Source organism: Bradyrhizobium guangzhouense (assembly GCF_004114955.1).
Classification (GTDB): Bacteria; Pseudomonadota; Alphaproteobacteria; order Rhizobiales; family Xanthobacteraceae; genus Bradyrhizobium; species Bradyrhizobium guangzhouense.
In genome coordinates this window covers 6104045-6126501 of record NZ_CP030053.1, presented here as the reverse complement: position 1 = coordinate 6126501, position 22457 = coordinate 6104045, and the positions used below count along the sequence as shown (strand labels likewise).

Here is a 22457-nt window from a genome sequence, read left to right as displayed (position 1 = left end):
CCTGGGGTGAATCTCAACTGGAAACGAACTCTTCCTTTGCGACAAGCGATGCGCTGGAGAACAGGTAGCTTCCGCGAAATACTTCCGGATTGTCGCAGGAGACATGTGCAAGGTAGAGTTCACATCTCGCGCTGGTTTCGTCCACGAAGCCGATGCGGCGCCAGTCGATCGCGCTGGCTTGCGGATCGACCGAAACTTCATCCATCCTTTGTTTCAGCGCTTGCGCGACATCGGCGGGAACATCGCCCGGCGTCACGTCATTCGCGGAAAAGTCGCGTCCTGCCGCGATCTGGAGCAGGAGATGAGAGGGCGTCGACCTCATCGCCCGGCGTCGCGATGCTTCCAGCACGAAGCCTGGATTGGCCGGCGCAGGCGCCGCTATTGTCATCGCGACGGCAGCCGATGCATGTACGGGAAAGCGGGAGCATATCAGGCTCCAGGTCGCCAGCACGCTGGCCGCGGACGTCACGCCGCCAAACTTTGTGTAGGTATGGAAGGCGACATTTCCTTGTTGCTGCGGCGTCAGAGTTCCGTCGATCTGCGGATCCGAGGCGTTGCGAATGGCCGCCCATTCAGGTGCGCCATGGCCGAGTTCACCAATGATAAGTCCGAGCGAGGCGTCGCCCATGTCGCAGGCCTGCCCAAGCCCCTGCAAGCCGGCCGAGTTTGTCGTGTTGTCGAATGCGAACGTGTCGGTCGTCACGATCTTCGGCTCTGCGACGACCGAACCGTCGTAGAGGATGGCCGGTAGTCCACCCGTATGCTGCTGGTCGCCGCTTTCGGCGACCAGGGCCGCATTTATCTCCAGCATTGCGGCCGGCGGCGGCGCGAAGGAGGGTGGCAGAGCGGTGGTGGGATAGGAGGCCTTTGCGAATGGCTTCTGGACAAACTGCCGCGTGCAATCAAACACGGTCTCCTTGGCGACGACGACGTCGCCGAGCAGGACGTTGGCACCAATCGCTCCCCCCGTACCGGTCGTGACGATGAATTGTGCTCCGGTCTCCGCGATCATCTGCTTCCACAAATCGAGCATCGGCAGCCTGGCGGGCGCCGGTTGACCCGGGTTGTAGGTATCATGGTCGAGGTGAAGGCCCGACTTGATACAAATCACCTTTTTTCCTGCAAGCTTGATCGGATAGTACATCCCTAGCGAATGGAAGAATCTCGCGCTGCTATGACTGTTGAACGGCGCTCGCTTCCCGATCACGAGTGGGATGTACTGATCGAGCTTCGATTTATATTGATACCAATTGTCGAACGAGACGCCGGGCGTCAGCAGGGTGGCCAGGGTCTGCGCTTCGGCGAGCGTCCAGGTGACGATGACGACGTCGGCCTTGGGCAACGGCTCGGACGGATCGGGCGGAACGCTGGGCGTGTCCAGCGTCGGCGCCAGATGCGCAGGAAACGCAACCGGCTTGGCCATCAGACCGGCTGCAAGCGCGGCCGCCATCTCCGTCGCGGTAGAGAAGAAGCCGGGTTGCGGATGAGTGGGATCGAATTCAATGATCTTGAGGCCAAGTTCTTGAGGGTCGAAGGCCATGCTTCACTCCATTGAAATAGTAGTCCCGACTTTTGGAATATCTTTGTATGTCTGGCGCTGGTTTGAGGGGCGGCGGCGCGCCGGGGCCTGACCAATGTTCGATAGCAAATGACTAATATGAAATACGCTCACGCAGTTTGGAGGTTTGTTTCAAAAAAGCAACTAAAAATTGTGATTGGAGACGCGGCGCGCACGGATGCTGCCGCCGGCCTGCCGCGCTGGCGAAGAGGCGCGGCAATAGCATGATACGTCGGCATCGGCGGAGGTGGTCGTGGCTTCCGGAATCTGCCTCTATGGGATCGGGACGTACCTCCGAAGCCAGGCCTTTGGGGGCCTTGGCATAAGCTTCTGCGGAGTGACGACATGAGCGGTTTGGTGATCTCGGGCGGCCGGGTGGTGGATCCTGCGAGCGGGATGGATGCCGTCGGCGACGTGGCCGTGGTAGACGGCAAGATCGCCGCGGTCGGCGCCTCGCTCGGTGGCGCAGAGCGGGTGATCGATGCGACCGGCCTCGTGGTCGCGCCCGGCTTCATCGATCTGCATGCCCATGGCCAGTCCGTTCCCGCCGATCGCATGCAGGCGTTCGACGGCGTGACGACGACGCTCGATCTCGAGGCCGGCGTGCTGCCGGTCGGCTCCTGGTATGAGCGCCAGGCGAGGAAGGGTCGCGTCCTGAACTACGGCGCCGCCACCAATTGGGCCTTTGCACGCATCGGCGCGATGACCGGCTCCAATGCGGAGAGTTCGCTGGAGGCGTTCGGCAATGCCATGCGCGATCGCCGCTGGATGGACAACGTCGCCAGCGATGCCGAGGTGACGGGAATCCTCGACCGCCTCGCGAGCGGCCTCAACGAGGGCGGCATCGGCATCGGCATCTTGAACGCCTATGCCCCGGGCGCCGGCGTGCAGGAGCTGACTGCGGTGTGCCAGCTCGCCGCCAAGCAGAACGTGCCGACCTTCACCCACGTCGCCTACATGTCGCGCATCGACCCCGAGAGCGCCGCGGAGGCCTATATCCGCCTGATCGGCTATGCCGGCGCGACGGGCGCGCATATGCACATCTGCCATTTCAATTCGTCGAGCAAGACCGACATCGAGCGCTGCCGCGCGCTGATCGAGAAGGCGCAGGCGCAGGGCCTGCCCATCACGGTCGAGGCTTATCCTTACGGCACCGGCTCGACCGTGCTGGCGGCGGCCTTCTTCAGCGATCCGCAATTCGTCGAGCGCAACGGCACCGGCTATGATTCCGTGCAGCGCGTGACCGACGGCTATCGCTTCCACGACCGCGAGGAGCTCTTGAAGGCGCAGGCCGAAGAGCCGTCCTCGCTGGTGCTCTGGCACATCCTCGACACCGAGCACAATGCGCATCACCGCGACCTGCTCGACATGTCGGTGCTGTATCCCGGCGGCGCGATCGCCTCCGACGCGATGCCGTGGACGACCTCGGACGGCAAGACCTACACCGGCGACGCGTGGCCGCTGCCTGACGATGCGACCTCGCACCCGCGTTCGGCCGGCTGCTTCACGAAATTCATCCGCGAATGGGTGCGCGAGCGCAAGACCGTGTCGCTGCTCGAAGGCGTGCGCAAATGCGCGCTGATCCCCGCGGAGATCCTGTCGCAGAGCACGCCGGCGATGCGCAGCAAGGGCCGGCTCGCCAGGGACGCCGACGCCGACATCGTCGTGTTCGACTACGAGAAGCTGTCGGACCGCGCGACCTTCACCGCGATGAACCGTCCGTCGGAAGGTGTGCGGCATCTCGTCGTCAGCGGTCAGCCCCTGATCACCGACGGTGTGCTGGACGTCGCGGCGCGGCCGGGAAAGCCGGTGCGCCGTCCTGTCGTTGCGAGCTGATCGATGCCGGTCCCCATCCTCCTGGTGACGGGCTTCCTGGGAGCGGGCAAGACCACGGTCGTCAATCATCTGCTGGCGCACGCCGACGGACGTCGCATTGCCGCCGTCGTCAACGATTTCGGGGCGATCAACATCGATGCGGAGCTGATCGCGGGCGCCAGCGATGGCGTGGTCAGCCTCGCCAATGGCTGCATTTGCTGCTCGCTCGAAGGTGATCTGCTCCGGACGATCTCGACGCTGCTGCGGCGTGATCCGAGGCCGGAGTACATCGTCATCGAGACCAGCGGCGTCGCCGATCCCGGCGACATTGTGCGCAATTTGATGGATCCCGTAATCCTGCGCGAAGCGCCGCTGGAAACGGTGCTGTGCGTGATGGACGCCGCAACACCGCCGGCCAACCTGGACGACGCGCTCCAGCGCTCGCAGCTGCGCGTCGCCGATATCGTGGCGCTGAGCAAGCTGGATCTGGCGGGCGAAGGCGCAGGCGCGCGGATGCGCGAGGCCATTCGCGCCCAGCGCGTGCCCGCCGTTGTTGTCGATGCCAGGCAGGGCGAGATTCCATCCGCCCTGCTGTTTCCCGCGAGCGATCGTGCGCCCGCGCCGCGAGAGCCAGGGCCGAAGCGTCCGGCTGAAGAGCGCTTCGAGACTCTGAGCTGGACCTCGGACCATCCGATCTCGCTGCCGCGCCTGCAGCAGGCGATCGGCAGGCTGGCGCCGAAACTGGCGCGCGCAAAGGGCCTGTTCGAAACGGCTGAGCAGCCCGGCCGCCAGATGGTGTTCCAGTTCGCTGGCGGCCGCGCGACGCTTGCGCCAGGCGATGCCCCCGCGCCAGGCGTGCCCCGCGCGCGGATCGTCTTCATCGCCGAGCTCGGTGTGCTCTCGAAGACCGAGCTCGACGCGCTCATGGACGGCTGTGTTGCTTCGTCCTGACGTGAGGCGATAGAGTCATTCGCTCCATCGTCGGCTGCTGCCTGTTGTCCTGTCGTGTCGATCCGAGGCCATTATGCCCCTGAATAACTCCGCCCCTGCTGACGCGGCCTCACGCCGCGCGGCCAAGCCGGCCATCGTCTATCCCGCCGGGTCGATGCCCGCGCCTGACATGGCCACGCTCGAATCCGCGCGGCGGACGATGGTCAAGACCCACGAGCTCATCGTGCCGCCACGCGATGCCCGCGCCTTTCGCGTGGCGCGCGGTCAATTCCTTCGCATCGTCAGCATCGAAGGCCCGCAGGTCGGCGATCTCAACCTCTGGAACGCGGACGATCTCGCCGAGCGTTTCTTCAGCGGCAAGACGCGGGCGCTCCACGGCACCCATGTCGGCCTCGGTAACCGGCTCTGGAGCACGATGCCTTATCTGCGACCGATGGCGACCATCAGTCACGATACGCTCAGCTGGTACGGCTTCGACGCCGACGGCGCCGGCATCCATGACGTCATCGGCACGCGCTGCGATCCCTACACCAATCTGTTGCTGAACGGCACGAGCTACGATTACTGCTGCCACTCCAATCTGTCGCGCGCGCTCGCTGCCGAGCTGAAGGTCGATCCCGCCGCGGCCGAGCATCACGTCCACGATGTGCTCAACGTCTTCATGTGCACCGGCTTCACCAAGGACACGCACCAATATTTCATGAAGGCAAGTCCGGTCCGGCCCGGCGACTTCATCGAGTTCTTCGCGGAGATCGACCTGCTCGGAGCGTTGTCGGCCTGTCCCGGCGGGGACTGCAGCGCAACCCATTCCAGCGATGCCGCCGCGTGCCATCCGCTCAAGATCGAAATCTTCGAGCCGGACCGGGCGGCACTGAAGGGCTGGTCCTGGCCGGCGCCGAGCGCGTATCACCGTCACCACGGTGTGCCCAGGGGAAGCTGAGTCTTAATCCTCCACCGGCAAGGCGTCCCCGTGCACATACCACTCCGCGCGCGAGGCCCACTGCACATGCCGGTCGGGCGTCGCGCCCAACGGCTGGTCGAATGCGCCGGCATGGATGATCGCCTCGCGACCGCTCCGTGTCAGATGCGGCATCGGGCTGCCGCAGATTTTGCAGAAGGCGGTGGCAAAACTGCGCGCGTTGGGCAGATCGAAGCGCGTGACGGTTGCTTCACCGCGCAGCCAGCGCAGTGCGCTCGCCTTGACGATCACCTCGCACGAATGCGCGGTGCCTGTCGCCTTGCGGCAGCGTGAGCAATGGCAGTTGAGGAAGCGATCGAACGGACCCTCGACCTCGAACGCAACCGCGCCGCACAGGCAGCTTCCCCGAAACGCAGCCATATCACTCCTCCATCGACAACTCTCAAGAAGGTGGCAGGTCCTCGTCGCTCTCGCAAACGGCGCGATGCCGTGTCCGGCGCCTCGTGCATGGCGCGATAGAGGCCGTCGAGGATGGCCTGCGCCAGGCGTCAGCAACAGGATCGACCTGGTTTCGGTTGGGGTGACTCGCAGGCACTGCCGAAGATCCGTGTCGGGAACCCCATTGCTTAAAGCTTTGCTAAGGGGAGCGGGATAATCTGGCATATCTGCCCCGCCAAATCTTGCGAGCACCGATGATTTTCTCCCGCATCAGTTTCAAGCTGGTCCTCATTGTCGGCATCAGCCTCGTCGGCATGATCGCGCTGGCGCCGATCGCGCTGTCGACCCTGCGCAGCCAGATGATCGCAGACCGCCAGGCCAAGACCCAGCACATGGTCGATGTCGGCTACGGTATCCTGGCGCATTACCAGAAGCTCGAGAGCGACGGAAAACTCACGCGCGAGCAGGCGCAGGCCGGCGCCATGGCCGAGATCAAGAGCCTTCGCTACGACAAGGTCGAGTATTTCTGGCTCAACGACATGACCCCGAAGATGGTCATGCACCCGATCAAGCCGGAGCTCGACGGCAAGGATCTGGCAGCAATGAAGGATCCCTCCGGCAACGCGCTGTTCCTCGGCTTCGTTGACGTCGTCAAGAAGCAGGGCGCGGGCTTCTACAGTTATCTCTGGCCGAAGCCCGGCTTCGAGCAGCCGGTCGCGAAGATCTCCTACGTGAAGGGCTTTGCGCCCTGGGGCTGGATTATCGGCACCGGCATCTATCTCGACGATGTCGACGCCGTGTTCCGCCAGGATGCGATGACGTTCGGCCTCGTGTGCCTCGCGGTGTTCGTGCTCGTGCTCGGTGCCTCCTTCGTGATCGGCCGCAGCGTGACGCGGCCGCTGGCGAAAATCACCGACCTCACCGAGCGCCTCGCCGCCGGCGACAGCGCGTTCGAGGTGCCCTACACCGGCCGCGCCGACGAGGTCGGCGGGCTCGCCAAGGCGCTCGCCGTGTTCAAGGACAATGCCTCGGCCGTGGGCCGGATGCATGCCGAGCAGCAGGAGACGAAGCAGCGCGCCGACGACGAGAAGCGCAGGACCATGGCCGATCTCGCCGGCAGGTTCGAGGCGAGCGTCCAGGCCGTCGTCCGAGACGTCTTCAACGAGGCGCGCGCGATGCAGCAGGCCGCGCAAGGCATGTCGGAGACCGCTGATAAGGCGACCGACCGCGCCAGCTTCGTTGCCACCGCCTGCCAGCAGGCCTCGAACAATGTGCAGACGGTGGCGTCCGCTGCCGGGCAGCTGTCGGCCTCGATCACCGAGATCAGCCAGCGCGTGGCGCAGGCTGCGACCGTCGCCGACAAGGCCGCCGCCGACGGCCAGCGCACCAACGATACCGTGCAGGGGCTCGCGCAGGCCGCCCACAAGATCGGCGAGGTCATCGACCTCATCAACCAGATCGCCTCGCAGACCAACCTGCTCGCGCTCAATGCGACGATCGAGGCCGCCCGCGCCGGCGAGGCCGGCAAGGGCTTTGCGGTGGTCGCGAGCGAAGTGAAGTCGCTGGCGAGCCAGACCGCGAAGGCGACCGACGAGATCGGCGCGCAGATCACCGCGATCCAGGCCGAGACCAACCAGGTCGTCGGCAATATCGAGAGCATCCGCGCCACCATCATGGAGGTCAACGAGATCTCCTCGTCGATCGCAGCCGCGGTCGAAGAGCAAGGCGCCGCGACGCAGGCCATTGCACATAGCGTGCAGGAGGCAGCCTCCGGCACAGACAAGGTCTCGCAAAACATCTCCGGCGTCACCGATGCGACCGCCGAGACGGGCCAGGCCGCTGGCCGCGTGCTGCAATCGAGCGGCCGGCTGACCGAGAAACTGCAATCGCTGGAGAACGAGGTCAGCGCCTTCGTTGCGGGCGTGCGGGCGGCCTAGTATAATAGGCGGATGGACCCAGACTCCGGTGGGCGCGCGCGCATCCTCCTGATCAATCCGAACAGCAACGCGGCGACCACCGCGATGATGGTCGCCATCGCGAAGTCCGCCGTTACCGATGCTTCCGACATCATCGGCGCCACGGCAACACGTGCGCCGTCGATGATCGTCTCCGCGGACGCGCTGGAGGCCGCCGCGGCCGAGGTCGCGCAGATCGCGCGAGCGCATCGAGATTCCTGCGACGGCATCATCGTCTCGGCGTTCGGCGATCCCGGCCTTGCGGCAATCAAGGCGGCGTTGAAAATTCCCGCGGTCGGCATCGGCGAGTCCTCGATGCTGGAAGCGGCCGAAGGCGGCCGCCGCTTCGGCGTCGCCACCACGACGCCGCGGCTGAAGGCAAAGATCGACGCGCTGCCCGACGCGTTGGGATTGCGCTCGCGCTATACCGGCTCGCGCTTTGCCGATGGCGATCCGCTGGAGCTGATGCGCGATCCGGCGCGGCTGTGCGCTGCGCTGGCTGGTGTGGTCGAGGCCTGCATTGCGCAGGATGGCGCCGAGGCGGTCATCATCGGTGGCGGCCCGCTGGGTGAAGCTGCGCGCGACCTGCGGTCGATGTTTGCCGTGCCCGTCATCGCGCCGATCCCCTCTGCCGCGGCACGGATCATTCGCCTCGCGACGGCGTAGTTTTTTCCGCGCCACGGTATCGCTGGTGACGCCGACGAACTGTTTGTCTTGACATGACGTTCGCCGTGCTCGACGTGTAATCACGCCGATCAAAGGCACATCCGTGCCCGAAAAGAAAAGCAACACGGGAAGACGCCATGAGTGCAGGCCTCAATGAGAAGGACTACCTCGCCACCTTGCACGGCCTGTGGGAGAAAGCCTGGCCCAAGGGCATGCCGCGTTCGCCGAACTATCTGCACGGCGAAGTTCCCTTGACGGAGTATCTGCGCGCCTGGGCGAGGCACAGCCCTGAGCGCCCGGCGGTGATCTTCTACGGGCATGTCACGACCTATGGCGATCTCGACCAGCAGAGCGACTGCTTCGCGGCGCTGCTGCAGGCCAAGGGTGTGCGCAAGGGCGATCGCGTCGCCGTCTTCCTGCCGAACTGCCCGCAATTCCACATCGTGTTCTTCGGCGTTCTGAAGCTCGGCGCGGTCCATGTGCCCGTCAGCCCGCTGTCGCGCGCGTTCGAGCTGTCCTACGAGCTCAACGACACCCAGGCGGAAGTGATCGTGGCGCTTGACCAACTCATTCCCGTCGTCGAGCAGGTGAGTGGCGAGGTGAGCCTGCGCGAGATCATCGTCACCAGCTTTGCCGATGTCGTGCCGGCAACCCCCGCATTCCCGACGCCGGACTCGGTCCGCACGCCGCGCATCGCGATCTCAGGCGTGACCGATCTGCTTCCGGCGCTGGCCGCGCTGCCCGCACCGGCACCGCTGCCGCCGCCCGGCCTCGATGAAGTCGCAGCACTCAACTACACCGGTGGCACGACCGGCATGCCCAAGGGCTGCGTCCATACCCATCGCGACATGGTCTATACGGCGGCGGCCAATTACGGCATCTCGGTGCTGTCGGACGAAAGCAGCGTGTTCCTGTCGTTCTTCCCGGAATTCTGGATCGCGGGCGAGAACTTTGGCCTGATCTTCCCGCTGTTTTCAGGCGCGACGCTCGTGCTGCTGGCGCGCTGGGATGCGGTCGGCGCGATGGCCGCGATCGACAAATACAAGGTCACCATCACGGCGATGCCGGTCGACGGCGCGGTCGAGCTGATGGACCATCAGCGGTGGAGCGAGTTCGATCTGTCGTCGCTGCAACAGGTGCGCGTGGTGTCCTTCGTCAAGAAGCTCAACGCGGACTATCGCAAGCGCTGGAAGGATCTCACCGGCACGACCCTGATGGAGGCGGCCTGGGGCATGACGGAGACACACACCTCCAACACCTTCACCGCGGGCTTCCAGGACGACGATTTCGATCTCAACAACCAGCCGATCTTCGTCGGCTTGCCGGTCCCCGGCGCCGAGTTCAAGATTACCGATTTCGAGACCGGCGCATTACTGCCGCTCGGTGCGGAGGGCGAGATCCGCGTGCGCACGCCCGCGCTGCTCAAAAGCTACTGGAACAAGCCGGAGGCGACGGCGGAATCGCTGATCGACGGTTGGCTGCGCACCGGCGACATCGGCACCATCGACAAGGACGGTTTTCTGCACTTCCTTGGCCGCCGCAAGGAGATGCTGAAGGTCAAGGGCATGAGCGTGTTCCCGCCGGAGATCGAGGCGCTGCTCGGCCAGCATCCGAAGGTGCTGGGCTCCGGCGTGGTCGGTCGCGACGACGCCGATAGGGGGCAGGTGCCGGTGGCCTATATCCAGCTCAAGCCGGAAGCGGTCGGCACCGTCTCCGCCGAGGATATTCGCGCCTGGTGCGCCGAGCGCATGGCCGTCTACAAGGTTCCGGAAGTGCGTATCATTGAAGCTCTGCCGTTGACCGCCACGGGCAAGGTGAAGAAGCAGGACCTCAACGCGAACCAGCCTGCCGCTGAGTGAGAGAAACGATGTCGTTCAAGAAACTCCTGATCGCCAATCGCGGCGAGATCGCCATCCGCATCGCGCGCGCCGCGGCCGACGCCGGCATCGCGACGGTCGCGATCCACCCCGCTGACGATGCGCTCTCGCTGCACGTGCGCGTTGCCGACGAGGCGGTCGAAATCCCCGGTCGCGGCGCACGGGCCTATCTCGATATCGAGGCCGTGGTGAAGGCGGCCAAGGGCGCGGGTTGCGATGCCGTTCACCCCGGCTACGGCTTTCTCAGTGAGAACGCGGCCTTCGCGAAAGCCTGCGCCGATGCGGGCATCGTCTTTGTCGGCCCAAAGCCGACCGCGCTCGAATTGTTCGGCGACAAAGTCGCCGCACGGCAGCTCGCAAAACGCTGCGGCGTGCCTGTTGTTGCCGGCACGGGCGGCCCGTCGTCGCTCGACGAGATCACGGCGTTCTTTACCTCGCTCGGGGCCGACGCGGCGATCGTGATCAAGGCGATGGCGGGCGGCGGTGGCCGCGGCATGCGCGTCGTCGAGAATGCTGCTGATCTCATGGAAGCCCATGCGCGCTGCCAGTCCGAAGCCAAGGCGGCGTTCAGTTTCGACGGGGTCTATGCAGAGCGGCTGATCCGGCAGGCGCGCCACATCGAGGTGCAGATCATCGGCGACCGCCACGGCGCAATCTCGCATCTCTGGGAGCGCGAATGCACCATCCAGCGCCGGCATCAGAAGCTCATCGAGGTGGCGCCGAGCCCGTCGCTCGGCGACGGCTTGCGCGGCCGCATCATCGAGGCAGCGAAGCAGCTCGCGTCGGCCGCGGCTTACGACAATCTCGGCACCTTTGAATTCCTGGTCGACGGCACCGCCGAGGACAGTTTTGCCTTCATCGAGGCCAATCCGCGGCTCCAGGTCGAGCACACCGTGACGGAAGAGGTGCTCGGCCTCGACCTCGTCCGCGCCCAGCTCGCGATAGCCGCGGGCTCGTCGCTGGCGACGCTCGGTCTCGCGCAAGGCACGATCCCGAAGCCGCGCGGCTATGCGATGCAGCTGCGCGTCAACATGGAGACGTTGGACGAAACAGGCGCGACGCACCCGACCGGCGGCGTGCTCGCCGTGTTCGAGCCGCCGTCGGGCCCCGGCGTCCGCGTCGATAGTTTTGGCTATGCCGGCTACAAGACCAGCGCGGCCTTCGACTCGCTGCTTGCAAAAGTCATCGTGCATGCGCCGGGCGAAGCCTGGCACGACGTGGTGGCAAAGGCGTCGCGCGCCTTGCGCGAGTTCCGGATCGACGGCGTCGTCACCAACATCTCCTTTCTGCAGGCGGTGCTGTCGCATCCCGATTTCCGGACCAACCGCATCGCGACTGATTTCATCGATCGCAACATCGCCAAGCTGGTCGAGGCGGCCGACGGCGCGGCCAAGCCGCTCTACTTCGCCGCGGTCGAGCGCGGCGGCGCGCATGCCGCCGAGACGCACGTCGCGCAAGTGGTGCCCGAAGGCACCGTGATGGTCGCAGCGCCCTTGCAAGGCACCATCGTCACCGTTCAGGTGAAAGAGGGCGAGATCGTGCGCCCCGGCCAGCAGCTCGCCGTGATCGAATCCATGAAGATGGAGCATCTGGTGATGGCCGAGCAGGGCGGCCGCGTCACGAAGCTCGTGGCCGGCGACGGCGTCACGCTGCTGCATGGCGAGCCGATCATGTATCTGGAGCCGCTCGATGTCGCAGCCGATCACGCGGCGGCGGAAGCCGATGTCGATCTCGATCACATTCGCCCGGATCTCGCCGAGTTGATCGCCCGCCAGGCCAATACGCTCGATGAAAATCGCCCGGCCTCGGTGGAGCGCCGCCGCAACACCAATCAGCGCACCGCGCGCGAGAACGTCGCACAGCTGGTCGATGACGGTTCCTTCATGGAATACGGCAGCCTCGCGATCGCGGCGCAGCGCCGCCGCCGCAAGCTCGACGACCTCATCAAGAACACGCCGGCCGATGGCCTCGTCATGGGCGTCGCCACCGTCAACGCCGACAAGTTCGGTCCCGATGTCGCGCGCTGCATCGTGGTAGCCTACGACTACACTGTGCTCGCAGGCACGCAGGGCCACATGAACCACAAGAAGATCGACCGCATGCTGACGCTTGCGGAAGACTGGCGCGTGCCGCTGGTGTTCTATGCCGAAGGCGGCGGCGGCCGGCCCGGCGACACCGACAGGCTCGGCATGACCGGCCTCGACGGCCCGTCCTTCGTGCAGTTCGCAAGGCTCTCCGGCCTCGTGCCTGTCATCGGCGTCGTCTCCGGCTATTGCTTCGCCGGCAACGCTGCGATGCTCGGCTGCTGCGATGTCATCATCGCCACCAAGAATGCCTCGATCGGCATGGGTGGACCTGCCATGATCGAGGGCGGCGGGCTCGGCGTCTATCATCCAGCGGAGGTCGGCCCGGTCTCGTTCCAGTCGCCGAACGGCGTCATCGACATCCTGGTCGAGGACGAGGAAGAGGCGACCTCGGTCGCGCAAAAATACCTCTCCTATTTCCAGGGGGCAGTGAAAGATTGGGAAGCCGCCGATCAGCGCCTGCTCCGCCGCGCCATCCCCGAGAACCGCCTGCGCGTCTACGACATCCGCAGCGTGATCGATCTGGTCGCCGACAAGGACAGCGTGCTGGAGCTGCGCCGCGACTACGGCGTCGGCATGATCACCGCTTTGATCCGGATCGAAGGCAAGCCGTTCGGCCTGATCGCCAACAATCCGCGCCATCTCGGCGGCGCCATCGATGCCGATGCAGGTGACAAGGCCGCGCGCTTTCTCCAGCTGTGCGACGCCTTCGATCTGCCTGTGGTCTCGCTCTGCGACACGCCCGGCTTCATGGTCGGCCCGGAGGCTGAGAAGACCGCGATCGTGCGCCACGTCTCGCGTATGTTCGTGACGGGCGCGAGCCTCACCGTGCCGCTGTTCGGCATCGTGCTGCGCAAGGGTTATGGCCTTGGCGCGCAATCCATGATCGGCGGCGGCTTCCACGCCTCGTTCTTCACCGCGGCCTGGCCGACCGGCGAGTTCGGCGGCATGGGCCTGGAAGGCTATGTCCGCCTCGGCTTTCGCAAGGAGATGGAGGCGATCGCCGATCCCGAGGAGCGCGAGATCTATTATCGCAACAAGGTCGCCGAGCTCTATGCCAACGGCAAGGCGGTCTCGATCGCCTCGGTGTTCGAGATCGACAACGTCATCGACCCCGCCGAGACCCGGCGCTGGATCATGGCGGGGCTTCGATCGGTGCCGAAGCCGGAGCCGAGGACGACGAAGAAGCGGCCCTGCATCGATACGTGGTGAGGGCGGTGCAGCAAATCGGAGCCGCTTGAGGCAATCACATCGTCATGCCCGGGCTGTCCCGGGCATCCACGTTTGTTCGCACGCGCGGCAAACACGTGGATGGCCGGGACAAGCCCGGCCACGACGACTCGCTGAGGCATCGCGCCATACAACGGCGTCCCGGTTCCCGGTTGACATCCCCGCCCGTGGTGCCAGACTTTGCACAATAATACAGGGTGGAGACGTCCGCGATGGCCAGCCTTTCGGCCTCGAACCATGTCGCCCGTGTCTTGTCCGTGGCCAATCATGTGGCCGACGTCGATGCCTCCTCGCGCATCGAAAACTCCTGGCGGCGCTGCCTGATCAGCCACAAGCTCGATCCCGCACGGCAAGGCCCGCCGCAAACGCTCACCGAGGCCGAGATCCGCCACGTCGCCGAGCCGATGGAGGAGACCATCCGGCTGCTGACGCCTGAGCTCGACGACCTTGCCCGCGTGCTGCGCGACGCCGGCTATTGCGTCAATCTGGCCGATGCCAACGCGACCATGCTGTTCAGCCGTCTGCCGGGCGAAGCCGACGCGCGGATGTTCATGGACTGGAAGATCTATACGGGCTCGAACTTCGCGGAGACGTTCGAGGGCACCAACGGTCTCGGGACCTGCCTCGCCGAGCGGAAGCCGATCCTGGTGCATCGCGACGAACACTTTCGCGCGCAATGGCACATGTTCTCCTGCGCCGTCGCGCCGCTGTTCGATCAGGCCGGACGTCTCGCCGGCGCTGTCAACATCACCTCCTGCCGCGAGGACCTCGAACGCGCCGCGCATCAGCTTGCGCTCGCAGTGACGATGGAGGCGACGCGGCGGATGGAAGGCGCGATCTTCCGCGAGCATTTCCGCAACGCCTGGATCGCGACGGTGCCGGGCGATGGCGGCAGCGGCCTGCTCGCCTATGACGACGATCGCCGCATCGTCGGTGCCTGCCGCGCAGCGCGCGCCTTGCTCGGCCTCACCGATGGCCTGATCGCCTCGGGCATCGATCTGTCGCGCTACATCAAGCTCGACCATGCACGCGGCGTGGATGAGCTCGTCGAGCTGCGCCGTGCCGATGGCCGTGCGCTCGGTCAGAGCCATGTCGTCCCGCCGCTGCGCGCGAGATCCTCCGCACTGCGCCGGGATGTGCCCGTCGATCGCTTCGACGCGTTGCATCGGCTTGCGGGCGGCGATCCTGACCTGGTCAAGAGCGTGCAGCGTCTCCGGAGCATCGGCGAGCACAATCTGCCGGTTCTGTTGCATGGCGAGACTGGCGTCGGCAAGGACGTGTTCGCGCGCGCCATTCATGCCGCCAGCAACCGCGCGCGCAACAATTACGTTGCACTGAACTGCGCGGCGATGCCGGAGAGCCTGATCGATGCGGAGCTGTTCGGCTACGAGGCCGGCGCCTTCACCGGCGCGCGGCGCGACGGTTCGAAGGGCCTGATCGCGCAGGCCGATGGCGGCACGTTGTTCCTCGACGAGATCGGCGACATGCCGATCGCACTGCAGACGCGCCTCTTGCGCGTGCTGGAGAATCGCGAGGTCTGGCCGCTCGGCGCGCTCAAACCGGTGCCGGTCGACATCCGCCTCATCAGCGCCACCCATCGCGACCTCGGCCGCATGGCGGAGCAGGGCGCCTTCCGCGCCGACCTCTATTTCCGCCTGCGCGGCATGGAGGTGCGGCTGCCGGCCTTGCGCGAGCGCGCCGACCGGGATGACATCATTCGCCAGATCGCGCGCGAGGAAGCGCCGAACTGCCGCCTCTCGGCCGAAGCCTGGGCGATGCTCTCGGCCTATCCCTACCCCGGCAACATGCGCCAGCTCCGCCACGTGCTGCGCCTCGCCGGCTGCACGGCGGAGGATGGCATCATCATGGACGCCGACCTCGATCTGCCGCCGTTCGGCGGGAAAGCTGTGGAGACCGATCTCGAAGCGGCCGAGCGCGCCACCATCATCGCGGCGCTCCGCAAGCACGGCGGCCGGGTGACGGAAGCAGCGCGTGCGTTAAAACTCAGCCGCGCGACGCTGTATCGGAAGATCAAGCAGCTGAAGATCGAGACAGGGCAGTAGCGCTTGCTTCTTTCCCTCTCCCACAAGGGGAGAAGGGAAGAGCGGCGTACTGTGTCTCACGAAAAATCCGTCCAACTCAAATGCCGCGAGTCGAGGTCGCCGACCGAAACGGTCTCGCGGATTTCCTGCGGCGTGTGGAAACTGCTGCGCAAATACACCAGCGGCGCGGCCGTGGCCGAATGCGTCGCACCGCGCACCTCGCCGACGAAGATCGAATGCGTCCTGGTCTCGAACTCCTGCGCCAGCACGCAGTCGAACGCCGCGATCGCGTCCGTCAGGACGGGTGCGCCCGTCTCGCCGCGCGCCCAATGGCCGAATGCGAAACGATCGTCGCCGTTGACGCCCTTCTGGCCGCTGAAGGTCAGCGCCAGCAGGGCGTGATCCTCGTGCAGGAAGTTGATCGCAAACGCGCCTTCCTCGCGGATGCGCGCATGGGCACTGGCGTTGCGGTTCACGCAGACGATCAGCGACGGCGGATTGTCCGAGAGCGAAGTGGCCGACGTCACCGTCAGCCCGGTGCGCTTGCCGTGCTCGGCACCAACTGTGACCAGTGCAACCGCGCCGGCGCACTGGCGCATCGCTTGCTTGAAGTCCTTTGGGTCGAGAGGTTTGGCGTCGACGCTCACGCGGAAATCTCCGAAAACAAAAGCGGGTGCGGCAGGTTCGCGCCGCACCCGCGATGCGTCAAGCCGCCTTCTTCGCGGAGCCGAGGTGCTTCAGGCGCGGCATCACCTCGTTCTTCAGCAGCGCGAGCGAGCGGTGCCAGGCCTCCGGCTTGTGCTTGTAGTCGAAGCCGAACACGCAGAGCACGCCGAAGCCGCCGACCTCGTCGTAGATCTTTTCGATCTTCTCGGCGACCGTCGATGGCGAGCCGACGATCCAGTTCCGCTTGGCGCAATATTCGACCGTGACGTCGCTGTCGGGAACGTCAGGGGCGTGCTTCAGATAATCCTTGAAGCCGAAATGGCCGAGCAGCGGCAGGAAGTATTCGCTCATCATCCGGCCCATCATGTCGCCGGTCGAGAGCTTCCAGGCTTCCTCATCCGTGTCGGCCACGAACACCTCGCGCACCAGCCGCCAGTCCTGCCGGTTCGGCTTGCGGCCGGTTTTCGCGGCCCCTGTTACGACCGAATCCCAATGGCTGGAGACGTAGGCCGGGTTGAGGTTGAGGCTCATCGGAATGAAACCGCGTTCGCCCGCGAGCTTCAGCGTGTCCGAGTTCTTCGACAGACCCGCAACGCCGATCGGCGGATGCGGCGCCTGCAGCGGCTTGATGTGCGGCTTGAGGAAGTCGAACATCGTGTCCGGCTTGGTCACCGTCCAGAATTTTCCTTTGTGGGTGAACGGCGCGGGCTCGGTCCAGAGCCTGAGGATGATCTCCAGCGCCTCGCGGGTCATGTCGCGGTTCTGTCCGCTCATGCCGTCGACGTTGAACATCGCCCAGTCGCTCGGCAGGCCCGAGGCCGCCACGCCGAAATTGAGCCGGCCCTCGGAGAGATGGTCGAGCATCGCGACGCGGTTGGCGAGCTCGGCCGGATGGTGATAGGGCAGCAGGAAGCCGCCCGGTCCGATGCGCAACCGCTTGGTCTGCAGCAGGGCCTGAGCGATCAAGAGGTCCGGCGTGGGATTGGGTTCCCACGGCGCGGTGTGGTGCTCGCCGATCCAGGCCTCCTGATAGCCGAGCTCGTCGAGCCAGCGCAGGACCTGCAGGTCCCAGTCATGTCCTTCCTTCAGGCCGCACTCCGGCGGATGCGAAGGCATCGTGAAATAGCCGATCTCCATGGGTTTCCTCATCTGATGTTGACGCGTCTTGCTGCGCGTTCGCTGGCTTGAACAGGAACAGCTTCAGCAAGCGGTGTGCCAGCGCGCCGGGCGCGCGGACCCCGCGAGAAAACGCTGGTTTAGAGCGGCAATTGCCGATATCCCGGAGCAGATTGTCTGAACGCCCGTCTCATTGTCGCGAGACGGCGTCTCAGGCGTGAGACGAGGATACGATTCGAAATGACCGAACCCGCTTATGTCGCGGTGGACTGGGGCACCAGCAGTTTCCGGCTCTGGCTGGTCGATCGCGCCGGCCAGGTGCTGGCCGAGCGCCGCAGCGACGAGGGCATGCTGGCGGCGGCCAAGGCCGGTTTCTCCGGCGTGCTGCAATCGCACCTTGCCGCGGTTCCGGCGCCCGATCATCTGCCGGTCCTGGTCTGCGGCATGGCCGGGGCCAAGACCGGCTGGGTCGAGGCCGGCTATGTCGATACGCCGGCGCCGCTGTCCGCGATCCTGAAACAGGCCGCGCGCGTGCCCGGCGAGGGGCGGGACATCCGCATCCTGCCCGGCATCGCGCAGCGCGACACAAAGGCGCCTGATGTGATGCGCGGCGAGGAGACGCAATTGCTCGGCGCGCTCGGGCTCGAGGCCGCAGGTGAGGCGCTGGTCTGCATGCCCGGCACCCATTCCAAATGGGTGCGGGTGAAGGACGGCACGGTCGCGCATTTCTCGACATTCATGACCGGCGAGCTGTTCAGCGTCGTTTCGCGCGAGACTATCCTGTCGCTCGCAGTTGCCGGGGCCGATCAGGCCGAGGATGTCGCGACCTTCAAGACGGCGGTGAAAGCCGCGTTCGAGGCGCCGGCTTTCGCGGCCAACCTCCTGTTCACCGCGCGGTCGCGGCAGCTGCTGTTCGGCGGCACGCCGGCTGCGGCGCGCGAGACATTGTCCGGTACGTTGATCGGCGCCGAGCTCGCGGCAGGCCTTTCCGGCAGCGTGCCGAAGACCGGCATCTCGCTGATTGCGTCGGGACGGCTCGCAGCCCTGTACCGGCAGGCTTTCGATGCGCTATCGGTCGATGTGAACCCGATCGATGCCGATGAAGCGGTGCGTCGCGGCCTGTCGATGGCGGCTGCCGCGATCTGGACGAAGTAGAAGGATCTTTGAGATGAGCGTTCCCTTTCCGTCGATGAAGCGGCCCCTGGTCGCGATCCTGCGCGGCGTCAAGCCCGAGGAGACCGAGGCCATCGTCGGCGTGCTGATCGACGCCGGCATGACCGCGATCGAGATCCCGCTGAACTCGCCGGATCCGTTCCGCTCGATCGGTCTTGCGGCGAAGCTCGCGCCATCAAGCGTGCTGATCGGGGCTGGCACCGTGTTGGCCACCTCAGACGTCGATCGCCTCAACGACGTCGGTGGCAAGCTGATGGTGTCGCCGAATGTGGATACGCAGGTGCTCGCGCGTGCACATCAGTACGCCATGATCACGCTGCCCGGCGTGTTCTCGCCGACCGAAGCGCTGCTCGCGGCGCGCTCCGGCGCATCCGGCCTGAAGTTCTTTCCGGCGAGCGTGCTCGGTGCCTCCGGCATCGCCGCGATCCGCGCGGTGCTTCCCGCAGGCGCGATGATCGCCGCCGTCGGCGGCGTTTCCGACCAGAATTTTGCCGAGTACATCAAGGGCGGCGTCACCGCCTTCGGCCTCGGCTCCAGCCTCTACAAGCCCGGCATGTCGGCCGCCGACGTCGCCGCGCGCGCCAGGGCGACGATCGACGCCTACGATCGGGCGATTGCGAAAGACTGATCGAGCAATAAACAAGCCGTGATGCCGTCGCTGTCGTGTGGTGTCCTATCTTGCGTGACTTGCAAGATCAGGAGACCGACATGGCGATCAACAACATAGCCGATCTGTTCGTGGCAACGCTCGAACACGCCGGCGTCAAGCGCATCTATGGCATTGTCGGCGACAGCCTGAACGGTCTCACCGAGGCGCTGCGTCGCCGCGGCACCATCGAGTGGATCCACGTCCGCCACGAAGAGGTCGCGGCGTTCGCGGCCGCCGGCGAAGCCGAGATGACCGGCAGCCTCGCGGTCTGCGCGGGCTCCTGCGGCCCCGGCAATCTGCATCTGATCAACGGCCTGTTCGATGCGCATCGCAGCCGTGTGCCGGTGCTGGCGATCGCGGCGCAAATCCCCTCGGCCGAGATCGGCGGCGGCTATTTCCAGGAAACCCATCCGCAAAACCTGTTTCGCGAATGCAGCCATTATTGCGAGCTGATCTCGGATCCGAGCCAGCTGCCCTTCGTGCTGGAGAACGCCATTCGCGCCGCGGTGGGCCTGCGCGGCGTTGCCGTCGTTGCCATGCCCGGCGATGTCGCGTTCCGCTCGCCCCCGAAGCGCGCGCTGTCGACCAATCGGGGCCTGTCGCTCGCCGCACCGAAGGTCGTCCCTCAAGCCGATGAGCTGACGGCGCTCGCCGGTCTCCTCAACGGCGCGGAGCGCATCACCCTGTTCTGCGGCCGCGGCTGTGCCGGCGCGCATGCGCCGCTGATGCAACTCGCGGAAACCCTGAAGAGCCCGATCGTGCACGCGCTCGGCGGCAAGGAGCATGTCGAGTACGACAATCCTTACGATGTCGGCATGACCGGCTTCATCGGCTTTTCCTCGGGCTACGCCGCCATGCACGCCTGCGACGCGCTGGTGATGCTCGGCACCGACTTTCCCTACAAGCAGTTCTTCCCCACGGATGCGAAGATCGTGCAGATCGACATCCGCCCCGAAAATCTTGGCCGGCGTGCCAAGATCGATCTCGGCCTCGTCGGCGACGTCAAGCTCACCATCGAGGCGCTGCTGCCGCTGCTCGAGACCAAGACGCAGCGCAGGCATCTCGACGATGCCGTCGCGCATTACAGGACGGCGCGCGAGGGCCTCGACTCCCTCGCCAAGGGCACGCCCGGAGCCAAGCCGATCCATCCGCAATACCTCGCAAAAATGATCAGCGAGCACGCTTCCGACGATGCCGTCTTCACCGCCGACGTCGGCACGCCCACGATCTGGGCCGCGCGCTATCTCCAGATGAACGGCCGCCGCCGGCTGATCGGCTCCTTCGTGCACGGCTCGATGGCCAACGCGATGCCGCAGGCGATCGGCGCGCAGGCGTCCCAGCCCGGCCGTCAGGTGATCTCGCTCTCCGGCGACGGCGGCTTCACCATGCTGATGGGTGATCTGATCACGCTGACGCAGATGAAGCTGCCGGTAAAAATCGTCGTCTTCAACAACGGTGTGCTCGGCTTCGTCGCGCTGGAGATGAAGGCCGCAGGCTTCGTCGACACCAATGTCGATCTGGCGAATCCCGACTTCGCCGCGATGGCGCGCGCGATGGGCATTTTTGCGAGGCGCATCGAGGACCCCGGCGAGCTCCCAGGCGCGATGAAGGAGATGCTGGCCCACAACGGCCCGGCGCTGCTCGACGTCGTCACCGCCAAGCAGGAGCTCTCGATGCCGCCGACCATCACGGCCGAGCAGGTCAAGGGTTTTAGCCTCTGGGTGCTGCGCGCGGTGATGAGCGGCCGTGGCGACGAGGTCATCGACCTCGCGAAGACGAACTTGCTGGCGCGCTGATGCGCATTGATCTTGATATGGTGCGAGCCAAACGCTCAGTTCACCTCTCCTCGTCGGGGAGAGGTGAATTAGCCGCGCTTCACCGATGGTGCGGGGAGCTGCTCATCGCGGCGCTGGAAGCGCCGCCAGTGCAATACGATGCCGATCAGCGCCGCCGGCACGAAGCCGAGCAGCAGAAGCCAGAGCGGCAGCTCCTTAGGCGAGATGAAGGCGATCGCAATGTCCGATATCAGCCACAATCCTGCGAACATCACCGCGAAATCCGTGCGCGGGCAGCGCAGATAGTAAAACACGGCGGTGATGACGATTGCCGGCGCGATCGCGATCGCGATCATGACCGCCGTCAGCTCCTTCGGCGTCAGCGCGTCGAGCACCATCGAAGCGAGCAGCCAGATGGCGGCAAACATGGCGATGATGTCGATCGGATGCCGCAAGCAAATACCTCTCGATGAAATGCGCGATGGTGGAGCCCAAACCTTCGACGTCAAGCCCGTTCCGTCAAGTCAAATACGCCTATTCCTCGTCGCCTCCGGGCGTCGGCCGCAGCATGAAATGGCCGAAGGCAGACGCAATCGGCTTGGCCGCATCGTCCTGCCAGGCCCACGCCTCGAAGGCGACGATACGCCGTCCCTGTTTCACGATCGAGACGTTGGCCATCGTGTCCAATGCCCGGCCGGAGCGCAGGTAGTTGACGGTGAGCCCGATCGGCTTCGGCAGCGCCGCGATGCCGAGCTCGCGCCGCACGCCGAAAATCGCCGTGGTCTCGAGGAAGGCGCCGGTCATGCCGCCATGGATCGCGGGCAGGATCGGATTGCCGATGATCCTTGGCGAGAACGGCATCGTCAGCGTACCGTCGTCGTTGACGCGAATGCCGAGAGCGCGTGCGAACGGGCTGTTGGCGAACGGCCCGTCCGGATCATCAGCTGCTTCCAGCGTCGGAATGCTGCGCGAATCCATCCGCCGGTCCGCCAGCATGTTGGTGCGGTTGGCGCCGATCATGAAGCAGCCGGTGGCCGTCGCCACCGGGTCGTCCTCGGACTCCTGATAGGCGGTGGAGCGCACGAAGGCGATCGAGCGCGTGGTGCGGTAGCAGACCGAATGCGCCTTGATGGCAAGGCCGGGCGTTGCCGGCTTCTGGTAGTCGATGCGCAGATCGAGCGTTGCGATCGCGCTCGTGCCGTCGAGCGCCAGCTGCACCGCCATGCCGCAGCTCTCGTCCAGCATTGCGGTGACGACGCCGCCATGCAGCACGCCGGTCTCGGTGTCGCCGACGAAGACGGGGCGGTAGGGCAGGCTCGACCAGGCTTCGCCCGGTGCGAACCGGTCGAGCTGGAGCCCGCTGATATGGCCGTAATCGGAACGGCGGCCCTTGACGGCCTCGGCGAGTTCCTCGAACGGAAGCGTGATCGATGACGTGGGCATGGAGATGTTCTAGACCAGTCGGGGCCTGCGCAAAACCCCGCATGCGCCGCTGCACGGCAGGTTTGGCCTCGACACAGCCCGCTGAAGCAACGATGGTGGG

17 protein-coding genes are annotated in these 22457 nt (G+C 65.5%); 11 read left to right on the top strand and 6 right to left on the bottom strand.

What is annotated here, in order from left to right:
- Window positions 1–13: 13 nt before the first annotated feature.
- The gene (locus tag XH91_RS29160) at window positions 14–1342 is read right to left on the bottom strand and encodes a 5'-methylthioadenosine/S-adenosylhomocysteine nucleosidase (RefSeq protein ID WP_164938307.1); all 1329 of its coding nucleotides are present in this window, start codon (window positions 1340–1342) and stop codon (window positions 14–16) included.
- 561 nt (window positions 1343–1903) lie between these two features.
- Here XH91_RS29160 and XH91_RS29155 point away from each other — a divergent pair.
- The 3 genes from XH91_RS29155 to XH91_RS29145 all read left to right on the top strand — a co-directional run bounded on the left by XH91_RS29155 (window position 1904) and on the right by XH91_RS29145 (window position 5264).
- Window positions 1904–3394 (top strand): amidohydrolase family protein, encoded by a 1491-nt coding sequence (locus XH91_RS29155; protein ID WP_128953793.1) that lies wholly within the window; start codon window positions 1904–1906, stop codon window positions 3392–3394.
- Window positions 3395–3397: 3 nt separating this feature from the next.
- A complete protein-coding gene (locus XH91_RS29150) occupies window positions 3398–4324 on the top strand; it encodes a CobW family GTP-binding protein (RefSeq protein WP_128953792.1) in 927 nt (308 codons plus the stop codon).
- A gap of 73 nt (window positions 4325–4397) precedes the next feature.
- Window positions 4398–5264: an urea carboxylase-associated family protein gene (locus XH91_RS29145; RefSeq protein ID WP_128953791.1), complete on the top strand. Its 867-nt coding sequence runs from the start codon at window positions 4398–4400 to the stop codon at window positions 5262–5264.
- Window positions 5265–5267: 3 nt separating this feature from the next.
- Here the strand turns inward: XH91_RS29145 and XH91_RS29140 are convergent, their stop codons facing one another.
- On the bottom strand, window positions 5268–5663 hold the full coding sequence (locus XH91_RS29140) for a GFA family protein (RefSeq protein ID WP_128953790.1): 396 nt from the start codon (window positions 5661–5663) through the stop codon (window positions 5268–5270).
- A gap of 272 nt (window positions 5664–5935) precedes the next feature.
- Here XH91_RS29140 and XH91_RS29135 point away from each other — a divergent pair, with 272 nt between their 5' ends.
- From XH91_RS29135 to XH91_RS29115, 5 genes are all read left to right on the top strand, one after another.
- On the top strand, window positions 5936–7618 hold the full coding sequence (locus tag XH91_RS29135; protein WP_128953789.1) for a methyl-accepting chemotaxis protein: 1683 nt from the start codon (window positions 5936–5938) through the stop codon (window positions 7616–7618).
- A gap of 12 nt (window positions 7619–7630) precedes the next feature.
- Window positions 7631–8302, top strand: coding sequence for an aspartate/glutamate racemase family protein (locus XH91_RS29130; protein WP_128953788.1), 672 nt, complete (start codon window positions 7631–7633; stop codon window positions 8300–8302).
- Window positions 8303–8439: 137 nt separating this feature from the next.
- Window positions 8440–10161, top strand: a complete 1722-nt coding sequence (locus tag XH91_RS29125; RefSeq protein WP_128953787.1) for an AMP-binding protein — start codon at window positions 8440–8442, stop codon at window positions 10159–10161.
- Window positions 10162–10169: 8 nt separating this feature from the next.
- Window positions 10170–13475: an acetyl-CoA carboxylase family protein gene (locus XH91_RS29120; RefSeq protein ID WP_164938306.1), complete on the top strand. Its 3306-nt coding sequence runs from the start codon at window positions 10170–10172 to the stop codon at window positions 13473–13475.
- Between the two features lie 230 nt (window positions 13476–13705).
- Window positions 13706–15556, top strand: a complete 1851-nt coding sequence (locus tag XH91_RS29115) for a sigma-54-dependent Fis family transcriptional regulator (protein ID WP_164934029.1) — start codon at window positions 13706–13708, stop codon at window positions 15554–15556.
- 56 nt (window positions 15557–15612) lie between these two features.
- On the opposite strand, the gene XH91_RS29110 is transcribed toward XH91_RS29115, so the two are convergent.
- Window positions 15613–16182, bottom strand: a complete 570-nt coding sequence (locus XH91_RS29110; RefSeq protein WP_164934028.1) for a flavin reductase family protein — start codon at window positions 16180–16182, stop codon at window positions 15613–15615.
- A gap of 58 nt (window positions 16183–16240) precedes the next feature.
- Window positions 16241–17338 (bottom strand): LLM class flavin-dependent oxidoreductase, encoded by a 1098-nt coding sequence (locus XH91_RS29105; protein WP_128953784.1) that lies wholly within the window; start codon window positions 17336–17338, stop codon window positions 16241–16243.
- A gap of 219 nt (window positions 17339–17557) precedes the next feature.
- On the opposite strand from XH91_RS29105, the gene XH91_RS29100 reads away from it, so the two are divergent.
- The 3 genes from XH91_RS29100 to poxB all read left to right on the top strand — a co-directional run bounded on the left by XH91_RS29100 (window position 17558) and on the right by poxB (window position 20935).
- Window positions 17558–18472, top strand: coding sequence for a 2-dehydro-3-deoxygalactonokinase (locus XH91_RS29100; protein WP_128953783.1), 915 nt, complete (start codon window positions 17558–17560; stop codon window positions 18470–18472).
- A gap of 13 nt (window positions 18473–18485) precedes the next feature.
- A complete protein-coding gene (locus XH91_RS29095; protein ID WP_128953782.1) occupies window positions 18486–19118 on the top strand; it encodes a 2-dehydro-3-deoxy-6-phosphogalactonate aldolase in 633 nt (210 codons plus the stop codon).
- A gap of 80 nt (window positions 19119–19198) precedes the next feature.
- Window positions 19199–20935: a ubiquinone-dependent pyruvate dehydrogenase gene (gene poxB / locus XH91_RS29090; RefSeq protein WP_128953781.1), complete on the top strand. Its 1737-nt coding sequence runs from the start codon at window positions 19199–19201 to the stop codon at window positions 20933–20935.
- 68 nt (window positions 20936–21003) lie between these two features.
- Here the strand turns inward: poxB and XH91_RS29085 are convergent, their stop codons facing one another.
- Both XH91_RS29085 and XH91_RS29080 read right to left on the bottom strand, forming a co-directional pair.
- Entirely contained in the window at window positions 21004–21369 is a 366-nt protein-coding gene (locus XH91_RS29085; RefSeq protein ID WP_164934027.1) for a hypothetical protein, read from the bottom strand.
- A gap of 79 nt (window positions 21370–21448) precedes the next feature.
- A complete protein-coding gene (locus tag XH91_RS29080) occupies window positions 21449–22357 on the bottom strand; it encodes a PaaI family thioesterase (protein WP_128953780.1) in 909 nt (302 codons plus the stop codon).
- Between the last annotated feature and the right edge of the window lie 100 nt (window positions 22358–22457).

Coding starts and splice junctions, on each gene's coding strand:
- XH91_RS29080 (WP_128953780.1), bottom strand. CDS start 22,357: ATGCCCACGTCATCGATCACGCTTCCGTTCGAGGAACTCGCCGAGGCC.
- XH91_RS29095 (WP_128953782.1), top strand. CDS start 18,486: ATGAGCGTTCCCTTTCCGTCGATGAAGCGGCCCCTGGTCGCGATCCTG.
- XH91_RS29135 (WP_128953789.1), top strand. CDS start 5,936: ATGATTTTCTCCCGCATCAGTTTCAAGCTGGTCCTCATTGTCGGCATC.
- XH91_RS29145 (WP_128953791.1), top strand. CDS start 4,398: ATGCCCCTGAATAACTCCGCCCCTGCTGACGCGGCCTCACGCCGCGCG.
- XH91_RS29150 (WP_128953792.1), top strand. CDS start 3,398: ATGCCGGTCCCCATCCTCCTGGTGACGGGCTTCCTGGGAGCGGGCAAG.
- XH91_RS29115 (WP_164934029.1), top strand. CDS start 13,706: ATGGCCAGCCTTTCGGCCTCGAACCATGTCGCCCGTGTCTTGTCCGTG.
- XH91_RS29125 (WP_128953787.1), top strand. CDS start 8,440: ATGAGTGCAGGCCTCAATGAGAAGGACTACCTCGCCACCTTGCACGGC.
- XH91_RS29130 (WP_128953788.1), top strand. CDS start 7,631: ATGGACCCAGACTCCGGTGGGCGCGCGCGCATCCTCCTGATCAATCCG.
- XH91_RS29100 (WP_128953783.1), top strand. CDS start 17,558: ATGACCGAACCCGCTTATGTCGCGGTGGACTGGGGCACCAGCAGTTTC.
- XH91_RS29105 (WP_128953784.1), bottom strand. CDS start 17,338: ATGGAGATCGGCTATTTCACGATGCCTTCGCATCCGCCGGAGTGCGGC.
- XH91_RS29140 (WP_128953790.1), bottom strand. CDS start 5,663: ATGGCTGCGTTTCGGGGAAGCTGCCTGTGCGGCGCGGTTGCGTTCGAG.
- XH91_RS29155 (WP_128953793.1), top strand. CDS start 1,904: ATGAGCGGTTTGGTGATCTCGGGCGGCCGGGTGGTGGATCCTGCGAGC.
- XH91_RS29120 (WP_164938306.1), top strand. CDS start 10,170: ATGTCGTTCAAGAAACTCCTGATCGCCAATCGCGGCGAGATCGCCATC.
- poxB (WP_128953781.1), top strand. CDS start 19,199: ATGGCGATCAACAACATAGCCGATCTGTTCGTGGCAACGCTCGAACAC.